This is a genomic window from Blautia sp. DFI.1.216 (genome assembly GCF_020594215.1).
GTDB classification, from domain to species: Bacteria; Bacillota; Clostridia; order Lachnospirales; family Lachnospiraceae; genus Blautia_A; species Blautia_A wexlerae.
The window spans coordinates 1-22748 of the sequence record NZ_JAJDML010000046.1 but is presented as its reverse complement, the minus strand read 5'-3'; the positions used below and the strand labels follow the sequence as shown (position 1 = coordinate 22748).

Sequence of the window (22748 nt, the reverse complement as noted above, 5' to 3'; positions counted from 1 at the left end):
CTTTCAGCGGTCTATATCGTGCCGCTTGGTGCGGCTCTGTGTTTGCTCCGGCTGCTCGGCTTTCAGCGCAATATCGACGCACTTGCGTATCTTCTGAAGCTCGGCAACTTCGGCGCGGGTAGCTTTCAGTTTGGTGTAGTCAGTATCTCTCTGCTCTTTGAGGTCGGCGTATTCCTGTTTCCATTTGGAGATAGGCAGCGTCTTTGTATCCGTCAGATTTGCATGGAGATAGCGGCTTGCTGCGTTCCATAAGGTCAGCTCGGCGCGGTGGGCTTCCTCATACTTATCCCGTTTGTTCGTCCAGCCGTTTTTCAGCTTTTTTAGTTCGGCATGAATGGGCTTATACTGCAAATAATTCTCTCCGTTCTCTATCAGCTTTTGCAGCTCTTTCATGCGCTGCTCGGCGGCTTTCATTCCCTCCCGGATAGAAAAGGCTTCATCACTGACAGAGGAAAGAGAAGCGTCCAACTCGTCAAGTGTAGAGATACCATGCTCCGCAAGATAATTGGCTGCCTGTGATATGGTTTTCAGTTCGTCGGCTGCGTGTTGGTGCTGCCAGCTCTGCGAATACTTCCGGCTCTTTTCCCTCTGAACGCCCAAATACTTCATCAGAAGATTTGCAAGGTTCGGAGATTTTGGCGGTTGTTGTTTTCTTGGGGAAGTTTCCCACGCCGCAAGCAGTCCGGCAATCCATTCTTTGAGGTTGCCGATCTGCGCCCGGATTTCCTTTATCAGTCTGTTTGATTTGCGGATAGCCCGGTTCAGTTCGCCTTTCTCGGTGGCTATGCCTTTCTTCTCCATTTGACAGGCGGCTACGCCCATGTGGACAGTAGGTATCTCGTCAATTCCTCTCTCGGCGTTGCTGCGGTGGTCGATACGCTCTGTGCTTCCGGCGCGTTCAAGATAGCTGTTTGAAATATCAGCCCACGCTTTGCGCCACAAGAGGGCGTTGCCTTTGTCGTTCCAGCCTGTGAGGTCAACCTTGTGGGTCTTGTATCTGCCATTCGGCAAGCGTATGCGCTCCCCGTTTTCATCAAGGTCATATTCCTTTTTAGACTTCGCCGCCCACGCGCCGCGCTCGTCAAGTGGTCGCATGGTCAGCATGATATGACAATGGGGGTTGCCGCTGTCGGTGTCATGGATAGCAAAATCCACGCACATTCCTTTAGAAACAAATTGAGAGGAACAGTATTCCCGGACAAGCCGTATCTGTTCCTCTCGTGATAATTCTATGGGGAGTGCTGCGTCAATCTCACGCGCAAGCTGGGCGTTCCCGGCTTTCTCATAAAGTTCCACGCTGTTCCATAGGGTAGAACGGTCAGAGAAAGAGGGCGGGGCATGGGGCGGCAGCATGATTTCGGTATGGACAACGCCGCCTTTGCGGGTGTAGTCGTGGGTCATTCCGTCCCACTCGTTTGTCAGCTTTTCGCCGCTTCGGTAGGCGGCTGCGGCAACTGCTGATTTGCCTTTGCCCCGACTGACTATGCTGATGTTACAATGGTAAATGGCTATGGGTATCACCTCCAGTATAGCGGATATAAAACTTGTGGAAAATGAATAGCTTGCGTAGCAAGGTGTTCGGTTTCCGCAAGTACACAAAAGGGTAGACAGCGCAAGCTGTCGCAGGGGAAGTGTAGCGTCCCCTGTCTGCGGCAAAGCCGCCAATCGTAGCGCGGGGTAAAATCCCTGTGCTTAAGATAAAGCCCTCGGCAGAGCGCACACGCCCGTTAGGGTGTATAAGTGCGCCCTTAGTGTCTAAGGGATTTATTCAGCGTTCCCGTTCTCGGCTCGTTTTTTCAGATATTCCCGTACCAGCTCACTCGTCAGTGCAAACCTAAGAAGTGCTGCGGCTTCCTCGTCGCTCATGTTCTTTGCTTCCGGCACAATGCTTTCAAAGACTGCGCCTCGGACAATAAGGCGGTGGCTGCGTGTCCGGCGTTCCTCTTGCGACAGCTTTTGCCGCAGCACCTTTTCCCGGTTCTCAAACTGCCGGATTTTCTTTTTTCCGTCCTCGATTTCGGCTTGCAGTTCCTCGCGGGTTTTCTCTCTTGGCTTTGTCATGGTTGATCGCTCCTTTCTGCTCATAGCATAGAAAAGAGCAGCCGTTTTTGTGTGAAAAAGGCTGCTCTCATTGAATTATTTGGTTTGTATTTATATCGGTAACTACGAAAACTTATTGACTTATGCTTTCTAAAGGGAAAGTAACACTCCAATTTCCTTCGATATGTGTATCGCTCGTAACAAAATATCCATATACTTTATATTGGGTTAAATCAACATCTGACAAATCATAAACATATTCCACATACCGTTCTTGATGTTCACTATCAGTAGAAAATGCAATATTTGCGATACAGTGGATTTCCTCTCCTTTGTCATTTTTGAAATAGATATAGCCATGATTATCCGTTTCTAAACTATCCTCGTACTTGACTTGTATATGCAATTTCCCATCCACATATCCCATGGCTGTAATATCTACCTCAGCAATAGGGGAACACAGAATACCTGTTGTTTTCAATGCCTGAAAATTGTTTTCCATTTCATTGTAGTTTGTTCCCCCACCACCCCAAATTTGAGTCGGGGTAATTGTTTTTGGTGTAGCACTAATTTGGGTCAAATCCAAATCTGTCAATATCGCATCATATTCCTGCTTATTGCTCAGCATTTCTCGGACACAAAAAGTAATTTTCTCACCAATAATGTCTTTTTCATTCCATTGTGATATAGAAATTAGGAAAGTGGCGGTTTTTGTTTCGGTGTCATAGCTTATATTTTCACACGAACTGCTACAATCAAAAGGTGTATTGATACTAAAGCTATCAAACAAATCTGTCGTTTCATCAATTCTATCTCCGTCAATATCTTGTACGGAAATAAAAATCTTTGCTTCGCTACCCTCAACATAAGCCGAAATTACTTCAAACTTAATCCCATTATCCTCGCAGGACATACTAACAGGCTTTAACTTTTGGGCAATTGCCGGAGATACCTTGTAGAGTAGATTATAAGCTGGTCCAAAATCTGCTGCCGCTAATGCTGGAACAGACATGGTAAAAACAAGGAGCAAACTGGCTACCATAGCTCCCCATTTAATCCAAATGGGCTTCTTGACCTTTTTCTTATAGTTAAGGGCTTCGTCAATGTATTTGTTGTCAAGCTCGCTCATAGCGTCGGAAAACTTCTTTGCGTTCATATAAAGACCTCTCTTTCAATTAAATATTGTTTCATCTTTTCGCGGATACGGGTCAGCCGGACAGAGACATTTTTCTCTGAAAGCCCCACAACCTCGGCTATGTCTTTGTAGCTGTCAGAAAACCAATAGCGGCGCATGAAAATAACGCGGTTTTCAGTAGTCAGCGTATCTAAAAAACTTTCAATGATACGGGCTAATTCTTTAGCTTCAATTTCTGCTTCTACTGTGTGAGTATCTGCTACATAGGTTTCAATTTCCTCCAAAGCAATCGTGTAATGGCTGCTTCGTTTGGCTGCTTCCTTTCTCCAATAAATTTTGATTGAAATGTTCCGAACGATTTTCAGAACATAGGATAAAAGTGGGTTAGGTCGTGCAGGGGGAATAGTGTTCCATACACCTAAATAAGCGTCGTTTACACATTCCTCTGCGTTCTGCCTACTTCCTACGATATGATAGGAAAGATTGTGGCAGACTGTTCCGTATTTTATATCCAACTCCCGTATGCCTTGTTCTGAACGTTCAAAAAACATTTCTATGATTTTTTCATCCTCTATCATTGCACCGCCTCCTCTCCGGCTTCACCTATATACTACGGTTTTAACGACGAATACTACATCAAATCTCAAACTTTTTCAAAAAATTATACCACACTTCGCGTGAGATTGCTTGCGTTAGCTTTCGCCGCTTCGCTGGCGGCTCTCCGGCGTTGCTCATTGTATGGGGCGGTCAGACGGAAAGAGAAACGCCCCTTTGCAATATCAAACTCCATGCAGCCTGTTTCGTGGTCTGTGTCGGTCTGGTAGCACTCGTCGGGGTACTGCTCGGCATAAGCGGCAAGCCGCTTTTTGAGGTTGGTGTTGTGGGTGCGGATATGGATAAGGGGGTCTTTCTCGTCAAACCATATATCGGTGGTCTTTTCCTGTTTGGTAAGCCCTGTTCTCATGCAAGCTCCTTTCTGCGTCCCTGTTACGCAATAGGGGTGTTTTTCGGGTGTTTTCCTCGGCTCTTGACTTGGGGAAAACTGCGTTTTTGACGATAAAAACCGCCCAAACGGGGAATGTATCGTCGGGGCGGCTGTTATCGCAAGATTTCTGTTTTTTCCGGCTCTTGACCGTCAGACGCAGAAAAACGCAGACTGTCGGCAAGTATCGTTTTCAGCAGCTTGTCGGAGAATGTTTCTGTGGCGTTGTGGTTAAAAAACAGCTCCGCAACAATGGTCTGCCCGTTTCTCTGTGTCGTGATAACTCCGTCCGGTTTGGTCGGCGGGGTGGGTGTTCCTTTCTTTTCTGTCAATAGGTTACTCCTTTCTCCGGGCGTAAAAAAGGGACTTCCCGTAGTTCGGAAAATCCCTCTATGATGTTGCTATTCTGTTTTATGGTGCGGACAGTGCGGCGGCAGCCTGCGCCTTTTTCTTCGCCCGATATTCCCGCGCTTTGATACGGTCGTACTCCCGCCTCTTTTCAAGATTTCTCGCCCGGTATTCTCTTGAATAGTTGCGGTGGTAGGCGCGGCTCTTTTCCTTTCTTGCTTCTTCGATTTCCTCACGCATTTGCCGGATTTCCTGCTCTGTCGGCTCTGCAAGCTGTGTCAGTTCATTTTCAAATCTGCCGATATGGTTAAAATATATCCCGATATGCTGAATAGCCTGTTTCGCCCTTTTCTTGTCACGCTCATGCACTTCAATCCGGCTGATAAACTCGTTGAGGATAGTCGGGGTAAGGTCGGTAAAGTCAGCGTAACGGTCTATCAGCTTTACAAACTTCTGCGCCCGTCCTCCCGCGTTCTCAAAAGCGGATAGCTGTTCCCTAAGCTGTTCAAGCTCGGCTTTCAGTGAGTAGTATTCTTCGGAATACTTCTGCGACATCTGCTCATAGCGGTCTTGTGGGATAGTACCCAGCGCGTTGTCCTCATAAAGTTTATTCAGCACCTTGTCAATCTGTTCAAGGCGCGTCGTGATTTGCGGGATACGCTTCTGCTGTTTCTTTGTCTTGTCGGTCTGCTGCATGGCAAGGCTCTTTTTCACTAAGGCTTCAAACTCTGCCCGGTTGCTGATAGAGTATTCCGCGATTTTTTTCAGCACATCTGCGACGGTCTGCATAAGCAGATCCGCGTCCATGATGTGCGGGGAGCTGCACTTGGGATTTTTGGCTTTTCCCTTGTGGTACTCGCTGCAATAGGCAACATGGCGCTTGCCGCCGTTTCGGTAATCTATGCGAATGTGCATTTTTGCACCGCAGTCTTTACAGAAAAGCAAGCCGGACAGAGGGTGGATTTCTCCGTCCCCGTTGGGGCGTTTGACAGGTGCGTTTTCCAAAATCCGCTGCACATTTTCAAAGTCGGTGCGGTCAATAATCGGCTCATGCACATTTTCTGTGATGTGCCACTGGCTTCTGTCTACATAGTGGTTTCGCTTATCCCGGAAATGCTTTGTGGTCTTGAAGTTGACTACATCGCCGCAATACTCCTGCCGCGTGAGGATATGGGTCAGCGTGGCTTTGTTCCACTTGTAACGGTTATCCTCGTTGAGCGTCTTATTTTTACAAGTTCCCCGCCCGCGGTCTTTCATGTAGAAAGTGGGGGTTGGGATTTGCTCCTGTGTCAGATATACGGCGATTTGGTTTCGGTTTTTCCCGTCCAAAAACAGACGGAAAATAAGGCGTACAACCTCGGCGGCTTCCTCGTCGATTATCCAAAAATCCTTGTTGTCCGGGGCTTTGATATAGCCGTAAGGGGCTTCGGTGGCAATCGGCTTTCCACTCATGCCTTTGGTCTTAATGCCCGTTTTCACTTTCTTGCTGATGTCCTTTGCGTACCACTCCGACATGATATTGATAAAGGGGGCAAACTCTAATGTGTCGGGGTTTTCGCTGTCTATACCGTTGTTGACTGCGATAAAGCGTACATTGTTCCGTCTGAAAATCTCCATAGCGTTGCCAACTTGGAGATAGTCGCGCCCCCAGCGGGTAAGGTCTTTCATAATGCAGACACCGATTTTGCCGCTTTCCACATCTTCAATCATGCGGGAATAAGCGGAACGGTCAAAGAACCTGCCGCTTTCGTCGTCGTCAATGTAGTGGCGGATATTGGTTAGGTGCTGTCCTTTGGCGTAGTTCTCTAAAAAGATTTTTTGGTTCTGTATGCTGTTGCTCTCGCCGCCGTCCCTGTCTTCGTCGCCTACGGAAAGGCGGGAGTAAAGGGCTGTGATTTTATTGTAATTGCTCATGTGCATATCCTCCTGCGTCCATAAAGTCGTTGTTTACAGTTAAGATTATGCACTCCAACGCGCGGAACCGTATTCCATGCCTTTTCGGTATTTCTTCGCGTTTTTGCCTTTCATGTAAACGGCAAGCCGGATAATGACCGCCCCCGCAACGCCGATAAGCAGATCGGCGGGGTGCAGGCTCGGCGCGATACTGGAAAAGGCAGCGGCAAAGCCTGTACCAAGCTGCAAGAGTTTTTCGCTTGCGTCTGCGCCGGGGGTAAGGCGTATTGCTGCGCCTATCTTGTCAAAGAGATAGACAAAGAGCAGATAAGGCAGATTGAGGATAAGCAGCTTTTTAACTTCCTGCTTCATAGCGATACCTCCCTGTCCTTGTTCTTTACTTTGTCCCGCTGTGCGTTTAAGCCCGCCGCCTTTTCTTTCAGAGAGGAAAGCAGCTTGCGGATAGAGGGCTTTTTCTCCTGTGTCAGCTTCTTTGCGGAAAATTCCTTAAAGGCTGCGGTCAGCACGTCAGCGTCGCGCCCTTTGAAAAATACAAGGTAGCGGGGCGGACTTTCTGTCGTGTCCTTTTTCAGCGCAAAGTCGATACCGTACTTTTTCGCCGTACTCTCAAAGGCTTTGATATTGCCCTCGGTAATCTCAATGTTGGAAACGCCCGCGTTCTGCTTCATAAGCTGCTTTAAGGTCTGCTTGCCCTGCGGCGTTTTGTCTTTCTGCTTCTTCATCTGTGCAAGCAGCGTTTTCATAGCCTTTTGAAGCGTCTGCGCGGTCAGCTTCCCGGTCTTGATGTAAAGGGCTATGGTCTTTTCGTTGATTTCATCTTGCATTTACCGTCCTCCTTTCGCGGTAGTCTGATAGTGTTAGGGTGGTACGCCGCTGCGGTAGCCGCCCATAGGCTTTAGATACGGACGCGCAAGCCGTTCAAATCCTCGGCGCGGATACCCACAAGGTACCATTCCTGCGCCGCGCTCATTTCAATGCGGGTCGGCTTCCATTTGCCGCCTGTGAATACGTCGAAACACTCCCCGCAATGCAAACCGCCGTAATAGTCGGCAATGTCAAAACGAATGTCGTAGCGGTCGGTCTGTTCGTCAAAAATCAAAGCTCCTGTTTTCTGTGCCATGTGGTAATCCTCCTTTAGATTTTGCCTGTCGCTATATCGTGAGCGACAAGGGCGGTATAGTAGCTGTCAATGGTATTCGGCGCATTGAACAGCACCGCTTTAAGGTACTGTTTGATATTGCGGATTTTGGTGGTATTCTCTTTCATGCAGTCAAAGACAAATTCAATGTGACTGCTGTTCAGCTTCATAAACTTTGCCTTGACAAGCTCTGCCGGGTAATCGTCCCCGGCGATACGGATTGTCTTTCTCTTGCTGCATACCGTTTCAAGGATAATCGAAACAATTTCGTCTAAGCGGTCTTTGTCTACCTGCCCGTAGCGTACAAAATGGTCGTACTCGATATTGTCCTTGATGATTTCCTCATAAACGCTGTATGCGTCTGTCGCTTCCTTTCGTTTCCGTTCCGGCGGCGTAGCCGCTTCCCCGTCGTAAGGCAAGGGATTTAGGGAATGGATAGGAATGGAATCGGTACTTGATAAATCCGTATTTGATTTTTCTTTTTTGGGTAAGTCAGTCTTTTGTATATCTTTATTTAATTGCATTGGATTTTCCAACGTAGGTTTTTCCTGCGTAGGTTTTTCCAACGTTGGATTATCCAATGTTGGATTTTCCAATGTAGGTAAATCCGATACAGGCGGGGTCTGCGGCTGCTCAAAGATTACATAGTCTGTGCCGCGCAAGCGTCCTTTCTCGTCGCGCTCCCTTGAACGCACGATATATCCGGCGCGTTCCAGTTCCTTAACGGCTTCCCGGATAGCGTCGATTTTCTCCCGGTTGATAAAGGACAGCCCCGCAAGGGTATAGTCCCAATCCTCCGGCAAGGACAGCATTTGCGATAGCAGCCCCTTTGCCTTTAGGGATAGCTCTTTGTTCCGTAGGTGGTGGTTGCTCATAACCGTATAGCCCTTGTTGCGCTCCACTCTGAAAACTGCCATAGCTTCATCACTCCTTTGCTGCATACCTGTTACGCAATAGAAACGCGATTTTGAGGGTTTAGGTATCAATCCCTTATCCGCTGAAAACCGCGCCCACAAAGCCGCGTAAATCAAGGGCTTTTTCATGCCTACTGCGTAACAAAGGGCATGAAAAAAGCGGCGTTCCTGTTCTTCCTTGTGGGAAGTGAGAAACGCCGCTTGTGCGGTGCGTTATTCTGCTTCTTCGGCTATGAGGTCTTGTATGACTTCGCCAAAGTCTGCCGTAAAGGAAAAAATGAAGTATTCCAAAACGGCGGGGTCTGCGTCCATAGGCTCGGCTTCCTCGGAAAAGGGCAAGCCCATAAGCCCATAGAGCATTTTTATGATTTTGAACAGCTTTCCCCGGTCGGCGGGGGTGTTCATGGTAACAAGTACGTCGGTCAAGCGGTTTACGGTTTCCATGTCGCCGCCTGTCGTTACCCATACCATTTCTGCGAATGGCTGCGTGATTGCTCCGGTTACAAGGTTTACCTTATCCTTGCTGATTTCGCCGGACGGGAGTATAATACCCTTGTCTAAAAGTACGTTTTTCATGTCGTCCTCCTATAATCTGTGGTGCCAAAATGGTGCCCGGTCTTACAAAATCATCTTATACGGAGATACGGCAAGATAAATGACGATACGCGGAAAACCTTGATTTTAAGCCATTTTCGCAAGGTTTTATAAACACTTGCGCGGGCTTATAAGAAGATTTCCGGCTATCAAATCAATAAAAAATATGTAATTTTGACTGCAGCATTCTGTATTTCAGGATGCTGCTTTTTTGTGTTCTTATCTACACAACATAAATTGTACTTATTTTAATACACTATTGACAAATTCTGTCATTTCTTGTAATATCATATAAAACATATCGAATAACTATGAAAAGTAGAGAATGCAAAAAACTACTGGTACTTTAAAGGAGATGAAACATGATCAGAAAATTATTTGCCTTTGGTCTTGCAGTTGTACTGGCACTGATGCCGGTACAGGCTTTTGGAAAAACGGTGTCTATCACTAATGTTTCCTATGATCCTACCAGAGAGATGTTTGAACAGTATAATAAAATATTTGAAGACCACTGGAAGGAGAAGACCGGGGATGATGTGGAAGTGATACAGTCCCATGGCGGTTCAGGGAAACAGGCACTTGAGGTAGCCAATGGTCTGGATGCAGATGTGGTAACCCTGGCACTGGAATATGATATTGAGTCTATTGAAAACGCAGGGCTGATCAAGGCAGGATGGAAAGATAAATTTGATAATGACAGTTCTCCTTATACATCCACTATCGTATTTCTGGTGAAGAAAGGAAATCCCAGGGATATCAAAGACTGGGACGACCTGACGAAAAAAGGAGTGGGAGTAGTAACACCAAATCCGAAAACCTCCGGCGGTGCCAGATGGAACTACATGGCAGCGTGGGCTTACGCAGATAAAAAGTATGGTGGCGATGAAGCGCAGATGAAGGAATTTATCAAGAAACTTTACCGGAATGTGGTGGTTCTTGACTCAGGCGCAAGAGGCGCAACGACCTCTTTCGTGGAGAACGGACAAGGAGATGTGCTGGTTGCGTGGGAAAATGAAGCTTATCTATCCATGCGGGATTATCCGGATGAGTATGAGATTGTTACTCCAAGCGTAAGCATTCTGGCACAGCCTTCTGTGGCGGTGGTAGATGAAGTGGTGGATTACAGAGATACAAGAGATGTGGCAACTGAGTATTTGAATTATCTGTATTCCGACGAAGCACAGGAGATTGCAGCAGAGAATTATTTCCGCCCCACCAATGAGAAAATCCTGAAGAAGCACAGTGATACGTTTGATCTGAATATAAATCTGGCAAATATCAGTGATTATGGCGGATGGGATAAAGTGCAGGAGAAACATTTCACAGATGGCGGAATTTTCGATCAGATTTATGAGAGATAAAGGAAGACAAGATGAAGCAAGAGCATAAGCACAGACAGAATATATGAGACAGGAGAGGTGGTAATTGATTATGAAAAAAAGAAATAAACCGGTGATTCCAGGGTTTGGGCTCTCCATGGGAATTACCATTTCCATATTGAGTCTGGTAGTTCTGATTCCCCTGGCAAGCCTGGTGGTCTACACAGCGAAGCTGAGTTTTAAAGATTTTATCGAAACCATCACAAGGGCCAGAGTGCTGGCATCCTTTTATACCAGTTTTGTATGTGCTTTTGCAGCAGCAGTAATAAATGGAATTATGGGAACTATTCTTGCGTGGGTGCTTGTGAAATATGATTTTCCGGGCAAGAGACTTATGGATGGGGTGATCGAACTTCCCTTTGCTCTTCCCACAGCGGTAGCAGGTATTGCACTGACATCCCTGACCTCAGATTCGGGAATTGTCGGCAGCTTTTTTGCAGGATTCGGTATCAAGATCGCATACACAAGAATAGGTATTACAGTGGCTATGATATTTGTAGGAATACCGTTCGTTGTGCGAAGTGTACAGCCGGTTCTGGAAAAGATGGATAATTCTTACAGCGAGGCAGCAGGAGTGCTGGGAGCAAAGAAAACAACTATCTTCTGGAAGGTCATTTTTCCGGAACTGAAGCCCGCGATCTTTGCGGGAACCGGACTTGCGTTCGGAAGATGTCTGGGTGAATATGGAAGTGTTGTATTTATCGCAGGAAATAAACCCTATTATACAGAAATCACACCGCTGGTTATTATGTCAGAGCTTCAGGAATTTGATTATTCAAGTGCAACGGCAATCGCACTTGTGATGTTGGCAGTTTCATTTTTCATTCTGTTTCTTAACAGTATGATACAGCAGAGAAATGCAAGAATTTTAAGAGGAGGAAATGCCTGATGGACAACAATGAAAAGACTTCGGAGAAAATTACAAAATGGCTGCTTGTCGGGATCAGTGTTCTGTTTCTGGCAGTCATGCTCCTTCTTCCTCTGATCACTGTGATCACAGAAGCATTGCGGAGCGGATGGAAGGTCTATGCAGCTGCAGTGACAGATGAGTACACCATCAAAGCACTTCTTCTTACAGTGAAGGCAACACTCTTTGCAGTTGTTTTTAACACTGTTTTTGGTGTTTTTGCAGCCTGGGCACTGACGAAGTTTCAGTTCAGGGGTAAAAAGCTTCTCACTACCCTGATCGACCTTCCGGTTACTATTTCCCCTGTTATTGCAGGTTTGATCTTTCTTCTGATTTTCGGACGACAGAGTCCTGTTTACTTTTTTCTCATGAAGTTAGGGATTAAAGTTGTATTCTCTGTACCGGGAATCATTATTGCAACTGTATTTGTAACCTTTCCTTTTATTTCCAGAGAACTGATTCCGGTTCTGGAAGCAGAAGGAAGCGATGAGGAGGAAGCGGCAGCCCTGATGGGAGCAGGTGGATGGACCATTTTCTGGAAGATCACATTCCCTCATATCAAATGGGCATTACTGTATGGAGTTGTGCTCTGTACGGCAAGAGCAATGGGAGAGTTTGGAGCGGTATCTGTACTTTCCGGACATTTAAGAGGAAAGACCAATACACTTCCTCTTCATGTAGAGATTTTGTTTAATGAGTTTCAGTATGTTCCGGCATTTGCCGTATCTTCACTGCTTGTGATCATGGCAGTTATCATTCTGGTAGTCAGAAGCCTGATTGAATATAAAGGAAAGAAGGAAGCCTGATATGTATGTAGAGTTAAAAAATATCAATAAGACATATGGTTCTTACCAGGCATCAAGGAATGTGAATCTCGGAATTGAGAAAGGTAAACTGATTGGTCTGTTGGGACCAAGCGGAAGCGGAAAAACAACTATTCTTCGAATGATCGCAGGTCTTGAAACCCCGGACAGCGGAGAGGTCATTATTGATGGAAAAGTGGTAAATGATGTTCCGGCCAGTCAGCGTGGGATTGGATTTGTATTTCAGAATTATGCGTTGTTTCGCTATATGACAGTTTATGACAACGTTGCATTTGGTTTGAAGGTTCAGAAGGCTGATAAGAAGAAAATTGATGCCAGAGTCAGAGAGCTGATCAAACTGGTGGGGCTGGAAGGACTGGAAAAAAGATATCCAAGCCAGTTATCCGGCGGTCAGAGGCAAAGGGTGGCATTTGCCAGAGCCCTTGCTCCAAATCCCCAGGTGCTGCTTCTGGATGAGCCCTTTGCAGCCATTGATGCAAAAATCCGTCAGGAACTGCGAAGCTGGTTAAAAGAGATGATCGGGAAGCTGGGAATTACCAGTATTTTCGTTACTCATGATCAGGATGAGGCCATTGAAGTAGCAGATGAGATTATTATCACTAATGCAGGACGGATCGAACAGAAAGGAACTCCCATAGGGGTTTACAGAAATCCTGAGACAGCTTTTACAGCGTCCTTCTTCGGACAGCCATCTGTGTTGAAAAATGCGGATGATTTCCATACCTTTGCTCAGGCAGAAGGAGCAGACAAGATCATTGTCCGCCCGGAATTTGTAAAAATCTCCAAACTGGATGAGGTGGAGAAGTTCAAAACTTCCGTATCCCGGGGAGTGGTTGAACGGGTTTCTTTCAGGGGAGATAATCTGGAACTTCAGGTGAGAGTCAACAATTCCGTAGTAACTGCCAGAAGAAGCCTGGAGAAAGCAGATATCCGGGAAGGTGAGACTGTGAATGTATTCCTTTACAGGATTTTTGCACTGAGAGGCGACAGTGTACAGCTGATCGAAAATGAGGCTGTAAGGGATGACTTTGTAATTATCTGACAGCGGTGGCTGCGGCGACTGACGACAATGAAGAAATAAGAAATTCAGACGCAAGACTGATCGGGAAATCAACTTGTTGGCACACTGGTATGGAGGAAAGGGTAAGAGAGAATGAGAACAGAGAGAATCAGGACAGATGTGCTGATCATCGGCGGCGGTACGGCAGGATGCTTTGCAGCCTATGTGATCGGCAAAAAAAGCGGCAGAAAAGTTCTGATCGCAGAGAAAGCGAATATTAAGCGAAGCGGATGTCTGGCGGCGGGCGTGAATGCATTGAATGCATATATTACAGAAGGCAGAGTGCCACAGGATTATGTGGATTATGCCAAAAAGGATGCCCATGGAATCGTAAGAGAAGACCTTCTTCTTACCATGTCAGAGAGACTGAATCATGTGACAAAGGTGATGGAAGATCTGGGGCTGGTCATCCTGAAGGACGAAAACGGAAAATATGTTGCCAGAGGAAATCGAAACATCAAGATCAATGGCGAAAATATGAAGCCAATCCTTGCAAAGGCGGCAGCTGAACAGGAGAATGTTACGGTTCTCAATCATGTAAATATTACAGATTATAAAACAGAAAACAAAAAAGTCACAGGCGCAGTTGGATTTAGCGTTAATGAGGATATTTTCTATGACATTGATGCGAAAGCAGTTCTTTGTGCCACAGGTGGTGCAGCGGGACTTTACAGACCGAATAATCCGGGATTTTCCAGACATAAGATGTGGTATCCTCCGTTTAACACAGGTGCAGGATATGCAATGGGACTTCTTTCCGGTGCGGAGATGACAACCTTTGAGATGCGTTTCATTGCATTGAGATGTAAGGACACGATTGCTCCTACAGGAACTATTGCTCAGGGTGTTGGGGCCAGACAGGTCAATGCACATGGTGATATTTATGAAACAAAATATGGTCTGACAACTTCCCAGCGAGTTTACGGTACAGTCATGGAGAACAGAGAAGGAAACGGTCCATGTTATCTCAGAACGGAAGGTATTTCCAAAGAACAGGAGCAGGACCTTTACAAAGCTTACCTGAATATGGCACCGTCCCAGACTCTGAAATGGATGGAAGCCGGAAAAGGACCATCCGAAGAGAATGTAGAGATTGAGGGCACAGAGCCATATATTGTAGGCGGACATACAGCCAGCGGTTACTGGGTAGATAATAACAGAGCTACAACTATTGAAGGTTTATATGCAGCCGGAGATGTAGCAGGAGGATGTCCGCAGAAATATGTAACCGGCGCACTGGCAGAAGGTGAGATTGCAGCAGAGGCGATTTTGGAATATCTGAATGGCAAAGATGATGACCGGATCGCAGCGGAAAATAAGGAAGAGGCTTTAGAGCGTGGCGGAGAACAGGAGCTGTCTCAAACTGCAATAGTTAAGAAGGCAGAATACGAATCACATTTGAATGCTTCCCGTTCTTTGATGAATGCAGAGCAGCTTGAGGAAGCCATGCAGAAGATCATGGATCAGTACGCAGGAGGAATCGGTACAGACTACAGATACAGCGGGATGAGTCTTGCAAAGGCAGATGAAAAGATTGCAGCATTGTTGCCAGTAGTTGACACTCTGGCAGCAACAGATACTTATGAACTGATGCAGATTTATGAACTTCGCGAACGACTGATCGTGTGCCAGGCAGTGATCGCACATCTGGCAGCCAGAAAGGAAACCAGATGGCATAGTTTCGGAGAGAATACAGACTACCCGCAGCAGAGCGAAGAGTGGATGAAATATGTAAACTCCCGTATGGAAAACGGCGAGATTAAGATCTTATATCGTGACCTGATCACAAAGGAAAATACAGGTTTGAATACAGCAGAGAAAGGAGCAGGTGAGAGATGAGCATTCGGATTCAGAAAAGTAAATGTGCAGGATGCGGCAGATGTATCGAAGCCTGTCCCGGAAATCTGATCAAAAAGGATAAAGAGAACAAAGCCTTTATCCGTCAGGTAAGAGACTGCTGGGGATGTACTTCCTGTATTAAGGAATGCAGGCATGATGCCATCCGCTTCTTCCTTGGAGCTGATGTGGGAGGCAGAGGTGCAAGTATGGTTGTATCAGAGAAACCGGATATTTCCACATGGACAGTGGAGAAGCCGGATGGCACTAAAATCACTATTCAGGTTAATAAGAAAGACGCTAATAAATATTAAACATAAGTATGTACTCTCAGAGTCTTTAGAGTGTGTTTGAAAAATGCTTTACGCAAGATGTGCGTCACAATTTATGGGAGATTTTGTTCGGATGAGGGCGTCGTAGCGGGCTACGACAACCGAATTCGGACAAAATATACCGCAAAGTGGGGCGTGCAGATTGCGGGAATGATTTTTCAGACACGCTCTAGTGTATTTGCTCAAGTACGAAAAGATTCCGAGTATAAACAAACAGAGGAGGATAATGCAATGAGTAACTTATCTCATCTTGATGCGCTTGAGGCAGAGGCGATTTATATTATGCGAGAAGTAGCAGCCGAGTGTGAAAAGCCGGTTATGCTCTATTCTATAGGAAAGGACAGCTCCGTTATGCTCCATCTGGCGATGAAGGCATTTTACCCGGAGAAACCGCCATTCCCGTTCCTTCACATTGATACTACATGGAAATTCCATGAGATGATTGAATTCCGCGACAGAATCGCAAAGGAAAACGGAATTGATATGCTGGTTTACACCAATGAAGAGGGTGTAAAGGCAGGAATCAATCCATTTGACAATGGTTCTGCATATACAGATATCATGAAAACACAGGCGTTAAAACAGGCTCTGACCAAATATGGATTTACAGCGGCATTTGGAGGCGGCCGCCGTGACGAGGAGAAATCCAGAGCAAAAGAGAGAATCTTTTCTTTCCGTAATTCAGCTCAGGCATGGGATCCGAAAAACCAGAGACCGGAGATGTGGAAGCTTTATAACACTAAGATCCAGAAGGGAGAGAGTATGCGAGTATTCCCAATTTCCAACTGGACAGAAAAGGATATCTGGCAGTACATTCAGCGTGAAAATATCGAAATTGTACCGTTATATTTTGCGAAAGAAAGACCGGTCATCTACAGAGAAGGAAATATCATTATGGTGGATGATGACAGATTAAAACTCCGTCCGGGTGAAAAGATTGAAAACAAAAAAGTCAGATTCCGTACTCTTGGATGCTATCCGCTTACTGGAGGTATTGAATCTGAAGCAGATACTCTGGATGAGATTATTGATGAGACGTTAAGTGCTGTTTCTTCTGAACGTACCAGCAGGGTGATCGACCACGAGGCAGCAGGCAGCATGGAGAGAAGAAAGAGAGAGGGGTATTTCTAGAATGAAAGGATTATTGAAATTTATTACATGCGGAAGTGTGGATGATGGAAAATCCACTCTGATCGGACATATTCTTTATGATGCAAAGCTTCTCTATGCAGATCAGGAGAAAGCCCTGGAGCTGGATTCCAAAGTAGGAAGCAGAGGCGGTGCCATTGATTATTCGCTTCTTCTGGACGGTCTTATGGCAGAGCGTGAGCAGGGAATCACCATTGATGTTGCATACCGTTATTTTACAACAGATAACAGAAGCTTCATTGTTGCAGATACACCCGGACATGAAGAATATACAAGAAACATGGCAGTGGGTGCGTCCTTTGCAGATCTGGCAGTTATCCTGGTGGATGCTTCACAGGGAGTACTGGTACAGACAAGACGTCATGCAAGAATCTGCGCATTGATGGGAATCCGTTACTTTGTATTTGCAGTAAACAAAATGGATCTTATTGAATATGATGAAAAACGTTTCCGCGACATTGAGAGTCAGATCGCAGCACTGATAGAAGAACTGAAACTTGCCAATGTAACTATTATTCCGGTATCTGCCACAGAAGGTGATAACGTTACAACCAAATCTGACAATATGCCATGGTATAAAGGTGAGGCGCTTCTTTCCCATCTGGAAACCGTAGACATTAAGGAAGATACAGAGAAGGGCTTCTATATGCCTGTACAGAGAGTCTGCAGACCAAATCATGAGTTTCGCGGATTCCAGGGACAGATTGAAAATGGTGCCATCAGGGCAGGCGACCTTGTGACTACTCTTCCCAGTAAAGAAGAAGCTCATGTAAAGAGTATTCTTGTTGGCGATAAAGAAGTTCAGGAAGCTGTACAGGGACAGCCTGTTACCATCCAGCTTGACAGAGAAGTAGATGTTTCCCGCGGATGTGTACTTACCATTGATTCCGGCGCAGTTCTTACAGACTCTGTGGAAGCAGATATCCTCTGGATGGATGACAATGCTCTTACGGATGGCAAGAACTTCTTTGTAAAAATCGGTACAAAGATGATCCCCGGCCTGGTTACAAAGATCAATTATTCTGTGGATGTTAATACAGGTGAAAAGAAAAGCGCATATACCTTAAAGAAAAATGAGATTGCTTCCTGTACTCTGGAATTCTCAGAGAAGATCGTTGTAGACGAATTTGACAGGCACAGAACACTGGGTGAGCTGATTCTGATAGATCGTGTCACAAATATGACTTCTGCCTGCGGTGTTGTGAGAAAAACCTTTGTTTCTCAGGATAGATCCCAGATCGGAAAAGTGGATGAGCAGGTTCGTGCAGGACTGAAAGGTCAGACACCGGTAGTAGTGGAATTCCCGATCGGTAAAGAAGGAATCACTCTTGATTTTGCAGAACAGGTAGAAAAGGGACTGACTGTACTTGGAAAACATACCTATCTGTATCATCCGGCAGCGAGTGAAAACTATGCAGAAACTGTCCGCCATCTTAAGGCAGCAGGTCTGATCGTACTTCTTGTTCTTGATGAAAATACAGCAAAAGACGAGACATTAAAGACTCTGGATGGTTTCTATGCGAACTGGCAGATTGACGGAATCACTGTGAAAGATGCGATTGATTTCGTGAAAAAGAAATCTGCATTTACAGTGCAGAGTGTACATGATGGAAATTATATCTGATTATAACAGGGCTATAAATCGCCGCAGAGACAAAGAAAGTCTCTGCGGTATTTTGTTTTCTTGACAAGTGTCGTTACAGCGGATTATACTTATTTTCAAATATTCAGAATCCATAATAATACAGACAGGAAAGATAACAGAAATATGCAAACGAACAATGAAAGTAAACAAAACCAAAAAAAGAGATGATGCTTGGAACTTTGTTTGTAATTGCTACGATCATCATCCTGGCGATACCAACGAAGAAAAGACAGAAATAAAGATGAGTGAATATCGATCAGAATGTAGAATAGGCAATTGGTTACTGTTCACACACCACTATCCCGCGAGGTGTTTTGGCATGAATATGCCAAAATCCCGAGACATACAAGCCAAAATTCCATTGCCACAGGCAATCTGGAATGAATTTTGGCTAAGTTACTATGAACGGAGTGAACAGTAACGGCAATTGTGAAGTGGCATTCAGATTACATATTATGCAGCAGAGTATGATATAATCCGTTTTGTATAATGGCGTCAGGATTAAGAGCATATGTAGAGCTGTGTAGCGAAGCGGATTGCGAATATCTGTTTGACTTTTGATGGGTATACACGAGAACATTTTTTTACAGTGAAAGTTATCTGTATTATATTACAGAAGGTACTGTACAGATAATCAGGAGGTATTTTATGCGTTTGGAAAAAGTACAGGAAGCGTTAAAAACAAAGAAAATTCATTATGAATATACAGAGGAAAACGGATGCGGAAGCATCGACTTTATGTTTCGCGGTCTGAGATTCCATATATGGGAATATGAAGATCGTGTCTGGGGAGCGGAGACAAACGTGTTCGAAGCAGGCAGAAGCCAGGATATTGAGGGAGATTACGAGGAAATTATTTCCGGAGAAATCCTCTCATGGCCGGATATGCTGCCTGGGATGTAAGTATGTTACTGTTCACAGCAACACACTCCAGGGAGTTGAGATATGTGAAAAGTAACGTAAGTATTACTGCAGAAGGGAATGATATTTACGAAAAAATATAGAACCGGACAAATCGTATTAACCGCATGTATTGCAGCTGTCTGTATGTTTTCAGATGTCCATGGGGCAGAAGTGGCAGGTCCGCCGGCACCGAAATCCAAATCGGCACTGACACAAAAACCTGAAGCAACACCAATGCCTGAAGCAACACCAATACCTGCATCTACTCCAACACCGGAGCAGGAAACTGAGACAGATAAACAGAATCCGGCAGACCAGGGAACTTTAAGCAAGCCAGACCATCCGGACACTATCTCCGCAGATAAACTGGTATTTATCGGAGATTCCAGAACAGAGGGATTGAGGGATGCGGTAAACGATGACAGCATTTGGTCCTGTCTTTCTTCTATGGGATATGACTGGATGGTATCTACAGGAGTGCCGCAGGTAGAAGATCAGATTGAGGACAATACAGCGGTTATTATCCTGATGGGTGTTAATGATCTTTATCATGTCAATGACTACATCAGTTATATTAATTCCAAAGCTGCTGAATGGGGGAACAGAGGAGCGCAGACTTATTTCGTGTCTGTAGGTCCGGTGCAGAATGATCCCTATTGCAGTAATGCGGAGATTGAAAGTTTTAACGCGGCAATGCAGGCAAGCCTGAGTGGAGTTACCTACATAGACGTATATTCCCATCTGGTATCTGAGGGATTTTCCACCGTAGACGGAACCCACTATCCGGACAGTGTGTCCGTAGATATTTATAATTATATCTTGGACCATCTGGAGGAACAGATGAGTGGAATCTGGGGATAACAACATATGAACAGCAACTTCGGGGGCGACAATTCAGCGAAAATTCTGATGTTGTGTTGAGCCTGGAAGCATTTGGTGATATGATATGCAGATAAGGAAACGGAAATGAGCGGAATTTCGTTTCTCTGTGAAGTGGCTGAAAGTTCAGCAGGAGGAAAAATGAGTGTGCTGATTGCAGCAGTGATGAAATTATAAATGGAAATTGTTCGGTGTCCCTGCATTGGATTGCCGTACAGTTATCCGAATCGAAAATCAGGAGGAAAAAATGAGAGGACTGTATTCATCCAAAACAGAAATCAGACACAAAATTTTTACAGAAATTGCGAGGATGGCATATGAAGGCCAGTCTCCGGAGATGCTGGAAGAGCTTCCCTACAAGATCGTACCCGGTGAAATTGCGACTTATCGTGACAGTATTTTTCTGGAAAGAGCGGTAGTTGGTGAGAGACTTCGCGTTGCAATGGGGATGTCACTGAGAAAGGTTACAGAGCATGCGCCAATTTCCAAAGGTGTGGAGGCCAGCGTTATTGAGGAAAAGTATTATGAACCGCCGCTTATCAATGTGATCAAGTTTGCCTGTAATTCCTGCCCTGAAAAAAGGGTAATGATCACAGAGGGCTGTCAGGGGTGCCTGGAGCATCCCTGTGTGGAAGTCTGTCCAAAGAAAGCAGTGCATATGGAAGGCGGCAGATCCCATATTGATGAAGATGCCTGTATCAAATGCGGAAAGTGTCTGGAAGCCTGTCCGTATAATGCAATCATCAAACAGGAACGTCCATGTTCAAAGGCATGCGGTATGAATGCTATTGGCTCTGATGAATATGGAAGAGCAGAGATTGATCAGGATAAATGTGTATCCTGCGGACAATGTCTGGTAAGTTGTCCGTTCAGTGCTATTGTAGACAAAGGACAGATTTTCCAGACTATTATGGCATTAAAAAGTGAAACACCGGTGTATGCAATCGTGGCGCCTGCCATTGCAGGCCAGTTTCCGGGTATGGAGAATAATAAGATACGGGGAGCATTTCAGGCACTTGGCTTTACAGATGTAAGAGAGGTTGCCGTCGGTGCAGATCTGTGCACAGTGGAGGAGGCAAAGGACTTTTTGGAAGAAGTTCCTGAGAAACTTCCTTTCATGGCTACATCCTGTTGTCCGTCCTGGTCTATGATGGCTAAGAAATTATTCCCGGAACAGGCGAAATGTATCTCTATGGCACTGACACCTATGGTTCTCACTGCAAGGCTGATCAAGCAGAAGGAACCAGATTGTAAGATCGTTTTCGTAGGTCCCTGTGCAGCCAAGAAGCTGGAAGCCAGCCGTAAGAGTATCCGCAGCTATGTGGATTTTGTGCTGACCTTCGAGGAAGTAGCAGGAATGTTTGATGCCAAAGGCGTGGACTGGAAAGATATTCCGGAAGGAGAACCACTGTTTCATGCCAGTGCTGACGGAAGAGGTTTCGCAGTCAGCGGTGGTGTGGCAGAAGCGGTTGTCCATGCGGTGAAGCGTATTGATCCTGATCGGGAAGTAAAGGTAATGAATGCAGAAGGTCTGCAGAACTGTAAGAAGATGCTCCAGATGGCCAAGATTGGTAAATATAATGGATATCTTTTGGAAGGAATGGCATGTCCGGGCGGCTGTGTAGCAGGTGCCGGTACTATCCAGACAGTTAAAAAAGCAGCAGCAGCTCTCGAAAAAATGAAGAAAGAGGCTTCGTTTACAGATGCCTATGACTCCAAATACAGAGCAAGACTGGAAAGCCTGGAGAAATTTGATGTGGAGTGAGATTCTGACTGAATCAGTGAAATCCTATATGGATTGCAAGTGTTTGAATGCAATCAGTATATAGCAGAGTGAATTACTCGGCAACTGAGTTACCAGAGCATCTGAATTAAGGCGGGATACCGCCTTTTTTCAGGGTGCATCCATGGCACCACTACTGTTTGCTCTTTAGAGCTATACAGCTACTTTTATTATTTCCGGTGTTTTCAGTCCGGTTACGGACAGTTCTCTTTTTACTCCGGATACGGAGTGATATTTTCTCAGGATATTATATGCGCCTACGGCATCTGCGTTATAGGTTCTGTTTCCATCTCTGTACAACCCTCTCTCTTTCCGTTTGGACGGCTCTGCATATCTTTTCTCCACTTTCGGTGACAGCGGACTGCACTGGCTGGTATAACTTTCTTCCTGTTTTATAAAACGGATCCCATATCTTTTCAGCTTATATTCCAGCATGATGTAGATCCTGTTATACGGCAGGCTGTGAAACTTCTGGTTTGTCCTGTGTCCCAGGTCTTTTTCTCTCCGGATATTCCGGATATCCCCTGCAATGACACAGGTGATCCCCTGTTCCCGGCAGTATTCTGCAAGATACCTTGTGACCTTGTGCAGATAATCCGTTACTGAATCATGTTTTCTCTTATATAACTTCCTGATATGTTTTGATGTGGTCGGATGTTTGACTCCCTTTCCGGACTGCTGTCCATACCACTGGGCCTGCACCCTTGCGATCTCCTTATGGAAATATCTTTCCAATCCAAGATACTTCCTGCCCAGAATAAACGTATTCCCATTTTCAGAATCATAACATGTCATAAGGTTGTGAAGTCCCAGATCAATAGACAGTTCATGTCCGTTCTGTGGAAGTTCTTCCTGGTCAGGAACCTCATAAACAACAATAATTTTACAGCTTCCCTTCTCCGGCGGATAGATCCGCAGCTGTTTGATCTGGTCCATGCCCCTGAAAATCTTATTTTCAAGGTAAAGAAAGTTTTCATGGATCTGAT

The 22748-nt window shown here is 45.5% G+C and carries 23 protein-coding genes and 3 pseudogenes; 12 read left to right on the top strand and 14 right to left on the bottom strand.

Annotated elements, in window-relative coordinates; genetic code table 11:
• Nucleotides 1–3: 3 nt before the first annotated feature.
• The 12 genes and pseudogenes from mobQ to LJE11_RS14895 form a co-directional block, all read right to left on the bottom strand.
• On the bottom strand, nucleotides 4–1512 hold the full coding sequence (gene mobQ / locus LJE11_RS14950) for a MobQ family relaxase (RefSeq protein WP_227194740.1): 1509 nt from the start codon (nucleotides 1510–1512) through the stop codon (nucleotides 4–6).
• Nucleotides 1513–1764: 252 nt separating this feature from the next.
• Entirely contained in the window at nucleotides 1765–2061 is a 297-nt protein-coding gene (locus LJE11_RS14945) for a DUF3847 domain-containing protein (RefSeq protein ID WP_117628576.1), read from the bottom strand.
• Between the two features lie 112 nt (nucleotides 2062–2173).
• The gene (locus LJE11_RS14940; protein ID WP_055304257.1) at nucleotides 2174–3196 is read right to left on the bottom strand and encodes a DUF4179 domain-containing protein; all 1023 of its coding nucleotides are present in this window, start codon (nucleotides 3194–3196) and stop codon (nucleotides 2174–2176) included.
• The gene (locus LJE11_RS14935; protein ID WP_055304255.1) at nucleotides 3193–3753 is read right to left on the bottom strand and encodes an RNA polymerase sigma factor; all 561 of its coding nucleotides are present in this window, start codon (nucleotides 3751–3753) and stop codon (nucleotides 3193–3195) included. Before LJE11_RS14935 ends, LJE11_RS14940 begins: the two co-directional genes overlap by 4 nt.
• A gap of 83 nt (nucleotides 3754–3836) precedes the next feature.
• Complete coding sequence (locus LJE11_RS14930) at nucleotides 3837–4139, bottom strand: hypothetical protein (RefSeq protein ID WP_055304253.1); 303 nt, start codon at nucleotides 4137–4139, stop codon at nucleotides 3837–3839.
• A 134-nt stretch (nucleotides 4140–4273) separates the two neighbouring features.
• Nucleotides 4274–4489 carry a transposon-encoded TnpW family protein gene (locus tag LJE11_RS14925; protein ID WP_055304251.1) on the bottom strand — a complete coding sequence of 72 codons (216 nt, stop codon included), beginning with the start codon at nucleotides 4487–4489 and terminating at the stop codon, nucleotides 4274–4276.
• A 79-nt stretch (nucleotides 4490–4568) separates the two neighbouring features.
• Nucleotides 4569–6419, bottom strand: coding sequence for a recombinase family protein (locus LJE11_RS14920; protein ID WP_055304249.1), 1851 nt, complete (start codon nucleotides 6417–6419; stop codon nucleotides 4569–4571).
• A gap of 54 nt (nucleotides 6420–6473) precedes the next feature.
• A pseudogene (locus tag LJE11_RS14915) lies at nucleotides 6474–6770 on the bottom strand (VirD4-like conjugal transfer protein, CD1115 family); the annotation flags it as partial.
• Complete coding sequence (locus tag LJE11_RS14910) at nucleotides 6767–7243, bottom strand: PcfB family protein (protein ID WP_046921244.1); 477 nt, start codon at nucleotides 7241–7243, stop codon at nucleotides 6767–6769. The gene LJE11_RS14910 and the pseudogene LJE11_RS14915, both read right to left, overlap by 4 nt.
• Before the next feature lie 71 nt (nucleotides 7244–7314).
• A complete protein-coding gene (locus tag LJE11_RS14905; protein ID WP_002584988.1) occupies nucleotides 7315–7539 on the bottom strand; it encodes a DUF5348 domain-containing protein in 225 nt (74 codons plus the stop codon).
• 14 nt (nucleotides 7540–7553) lie between these two features.
• Nucleotides 7554–8474, bottom strand: coding sequence for a DUF6017 domain-containing protein (locus LJE11_RS14900; protein WP_046921275.1), 921 nt, complete (start codon nucleotides 8472–8474; stop codon nucleotides 7554–7556).
• A gap of 210 nt (nucleotides 8475–8684) precedes the next feature.
• Complete coding sequence (locus LJE11_RS14895) at nucleotides 8685–9047, bottom strand: hypothetical protein (protein WP_002584990.1); 363 nt, start codon at nucleotides 9045–9047, stop codon at nucleotides 8685–8687.
• Nucleotides 9048–9427: 380 nt separating this feature from the next.
• On the opposite strand from LJE11_RS14895, the gene LJE11_RS14890 reads away from it, so the two are divergent.
• From LJE11_RS14890 to LJE11_RS20505, 7 genes and pseudogenes are all read left to right on the top strand, one after another.
• Entirely contained in the window at nucleotides 9428–10426 is a 999-nt protein-coding gene (locus tag LJE11_RS14890) for a sulfate ABC transporter substrate-binding protein (protein WP_055053931.1), read from the top strand.
• Between the two features lie 70 nt (nucleotides 10427–10496).
• Nucleotides 10497–11333 (top strand): sulfate ABC transporter permease subunit CysT, encoded by an 837-nt coding sequence (gene cysT, locus LJE11_RS14885; RefSeq protein ID WP_227219147.1) that lies wholly within the window; start codon nucleotides 10497–10499, stop codon nucleotides 11331–11333.
• The gene (gene cysW, locus LJE11_RS14880) at nucleotides 11333–12157 is read left to right on the top strand and encodes a sulfate ABC transporter permease subunit CysW (RefSeq protein ID WP_022379983.1); all 825 of its coding nucleotides are present in this window, start codon (nucleotides 11333–11335) and stop codon (nucleotides 12155–12157) included. The genes cysT and cysW overlap by 1 nt, the downstream gene beginning before the upstream one ends.
• 1 nt (nucleotide 12158) lies before the next feature.
• On the top strand, nucleotides 12159–13217 hold the full coding sequence (locus tag LJE11_RS14875) for a sulfate/molybdate ABC transporter ATP-binding protein (RefSeq protein WP_022379982.1): 1059 nt from the start codon (nucleotides 12159–12161) through the stop codon (nucleotides 13215–13217).
• 111 nt (nucleotides 13218–13328) lie between these two features.
• Nucleotides 13329–15074: an adenylyl-sulfate reductase subunit alpha gene (locus LJE11_RS14870; protein WP_055200945.1), complete on the top strand. Its 1746-nt coding sequence runs from the start codon at nucleotides 13329–13331 to the stop codon at nucleotides 15072–15074.
• Nucleotides 15071–15385 (top strand): 4Fe-4S dicluster domain-containing protein, encoded by a 315-nt coding sequence (locus tag LJE11_RS14865; RefSeq protein ID WP_008705189.1) that lies wholly within the window; start codon nucleotides 15071–15073, stop codon nucleotides 15383–15385. Before LJE11_RS14870 ends, LJE11_RS14865 begins: the two co-directional genes overlap by 4 nt.
• A 57-nt stretch (nucleotides 15386–15442) precedes the next feature.
• Nucleotides 15443–15529 (top strand): annotated as a pseudogene (locus LJE11_RS20505) (DUF6783 domain-containing protein); the annotation flags it as partial.
• On the opposite strand, the pseudogene LJE11_RS20500 reads toward LJE11_RS20505, so the two are convergent.
• Nucleotides 15497–15589: pseudogene (locus tag LJE11_RS20500) on the bottom strand (DUF6783 domain-containing protein); the annotation flags it as partial. The pseudogenes LJE11_RS20505 and LJE11_RS20500 overlap by 33 nt on opposite strands.
• Nucleotides 15590–15634: 45 nt before the next feature.
• Between LJE11_RS20500 and cysD the strand changes: the two are divergent.
• The 5 genes from cysD (at nucleotide 15635) to LJE11_RS14840 (ending at nucleotide 21744) form a co-directional block, all read left to right on the top strand.
• Nucleotides 15635–16534 carry a sulfate adenylyltransferase subunit CysD gene (gene cysD / locus LJE11_RS14860; protein WP_118593742.1) on the top strand — a complete coding sequence of 300 codons (900 nt, stop codon included), beginning with the start codon at nucleotides 15635–15637 and terminating at the stop codon, nucleotides 16532–16534.
• Nucleotide 16535: 1 nt separating this feature from the next.
• Nucleotides 16536–18176 carry a sulfate adenylyltransferase subunit 1 gene (locus LJE11_RS14855; protein WP_070102132.1) on the top strand — a complete coding sequence of 547 codons (1641 nt, stop codon included), beginning with the start codon at nucleotides 16536–16538 and terminating at the stop codon, nucleotides 18174–18176.
• Nucleotides 18177–18845: 669 nt separating this feature from the next.
• A complete protein-coding gene (locus tag LJE11_RS14850; RefSeq protein ID WP_008705184.1) occupies nucleotides 18846–19100 on the top strand; it encodes a hypothetical protein in 255 nt (84 codons plus the stop codon).
• Between the two features lie 78 nt (nucleotides 19101–19178).
• Nucleotides 19179–19961 (top strand): hypothetical protein, encoded by a 783-nt coding sequence (locus LJE11_RS14845; protein WP_055059736.1) that lies wholly within the window; start codon nucleotides 19179–19181, stop codon nucleotides 19959–19961.
• Between the two features lie 265 nt (nucleotides 19962–20226).
• Nucleotides 20227–21744 (top strand): 4Fe-4S dicluster domain-containing protein, encoded by a 1518-nt coding sequence (locus LJE11_RS14840; protein WP_022380573.1) that lies wholly within the window; start codon nucleotides 20227–20229, stop codon nucleotides 21742–21744.
• 171 nt (nucleotides 21745–21915) lie between these two features.
• Here LJE11_RS14840 and LJE11_RS14835 read toward each other — a convergent pair.
• Nucleotides 21916–22748, bottom strand: an 833-nt coding sequence (locus tag LJE11_RS14835; RefSeq protein ID WP_227296148.1) for an RNA-guided endonuclease InsQ/TnpB family protein, incomplete at its 5' end; no start/stop codon positions are given.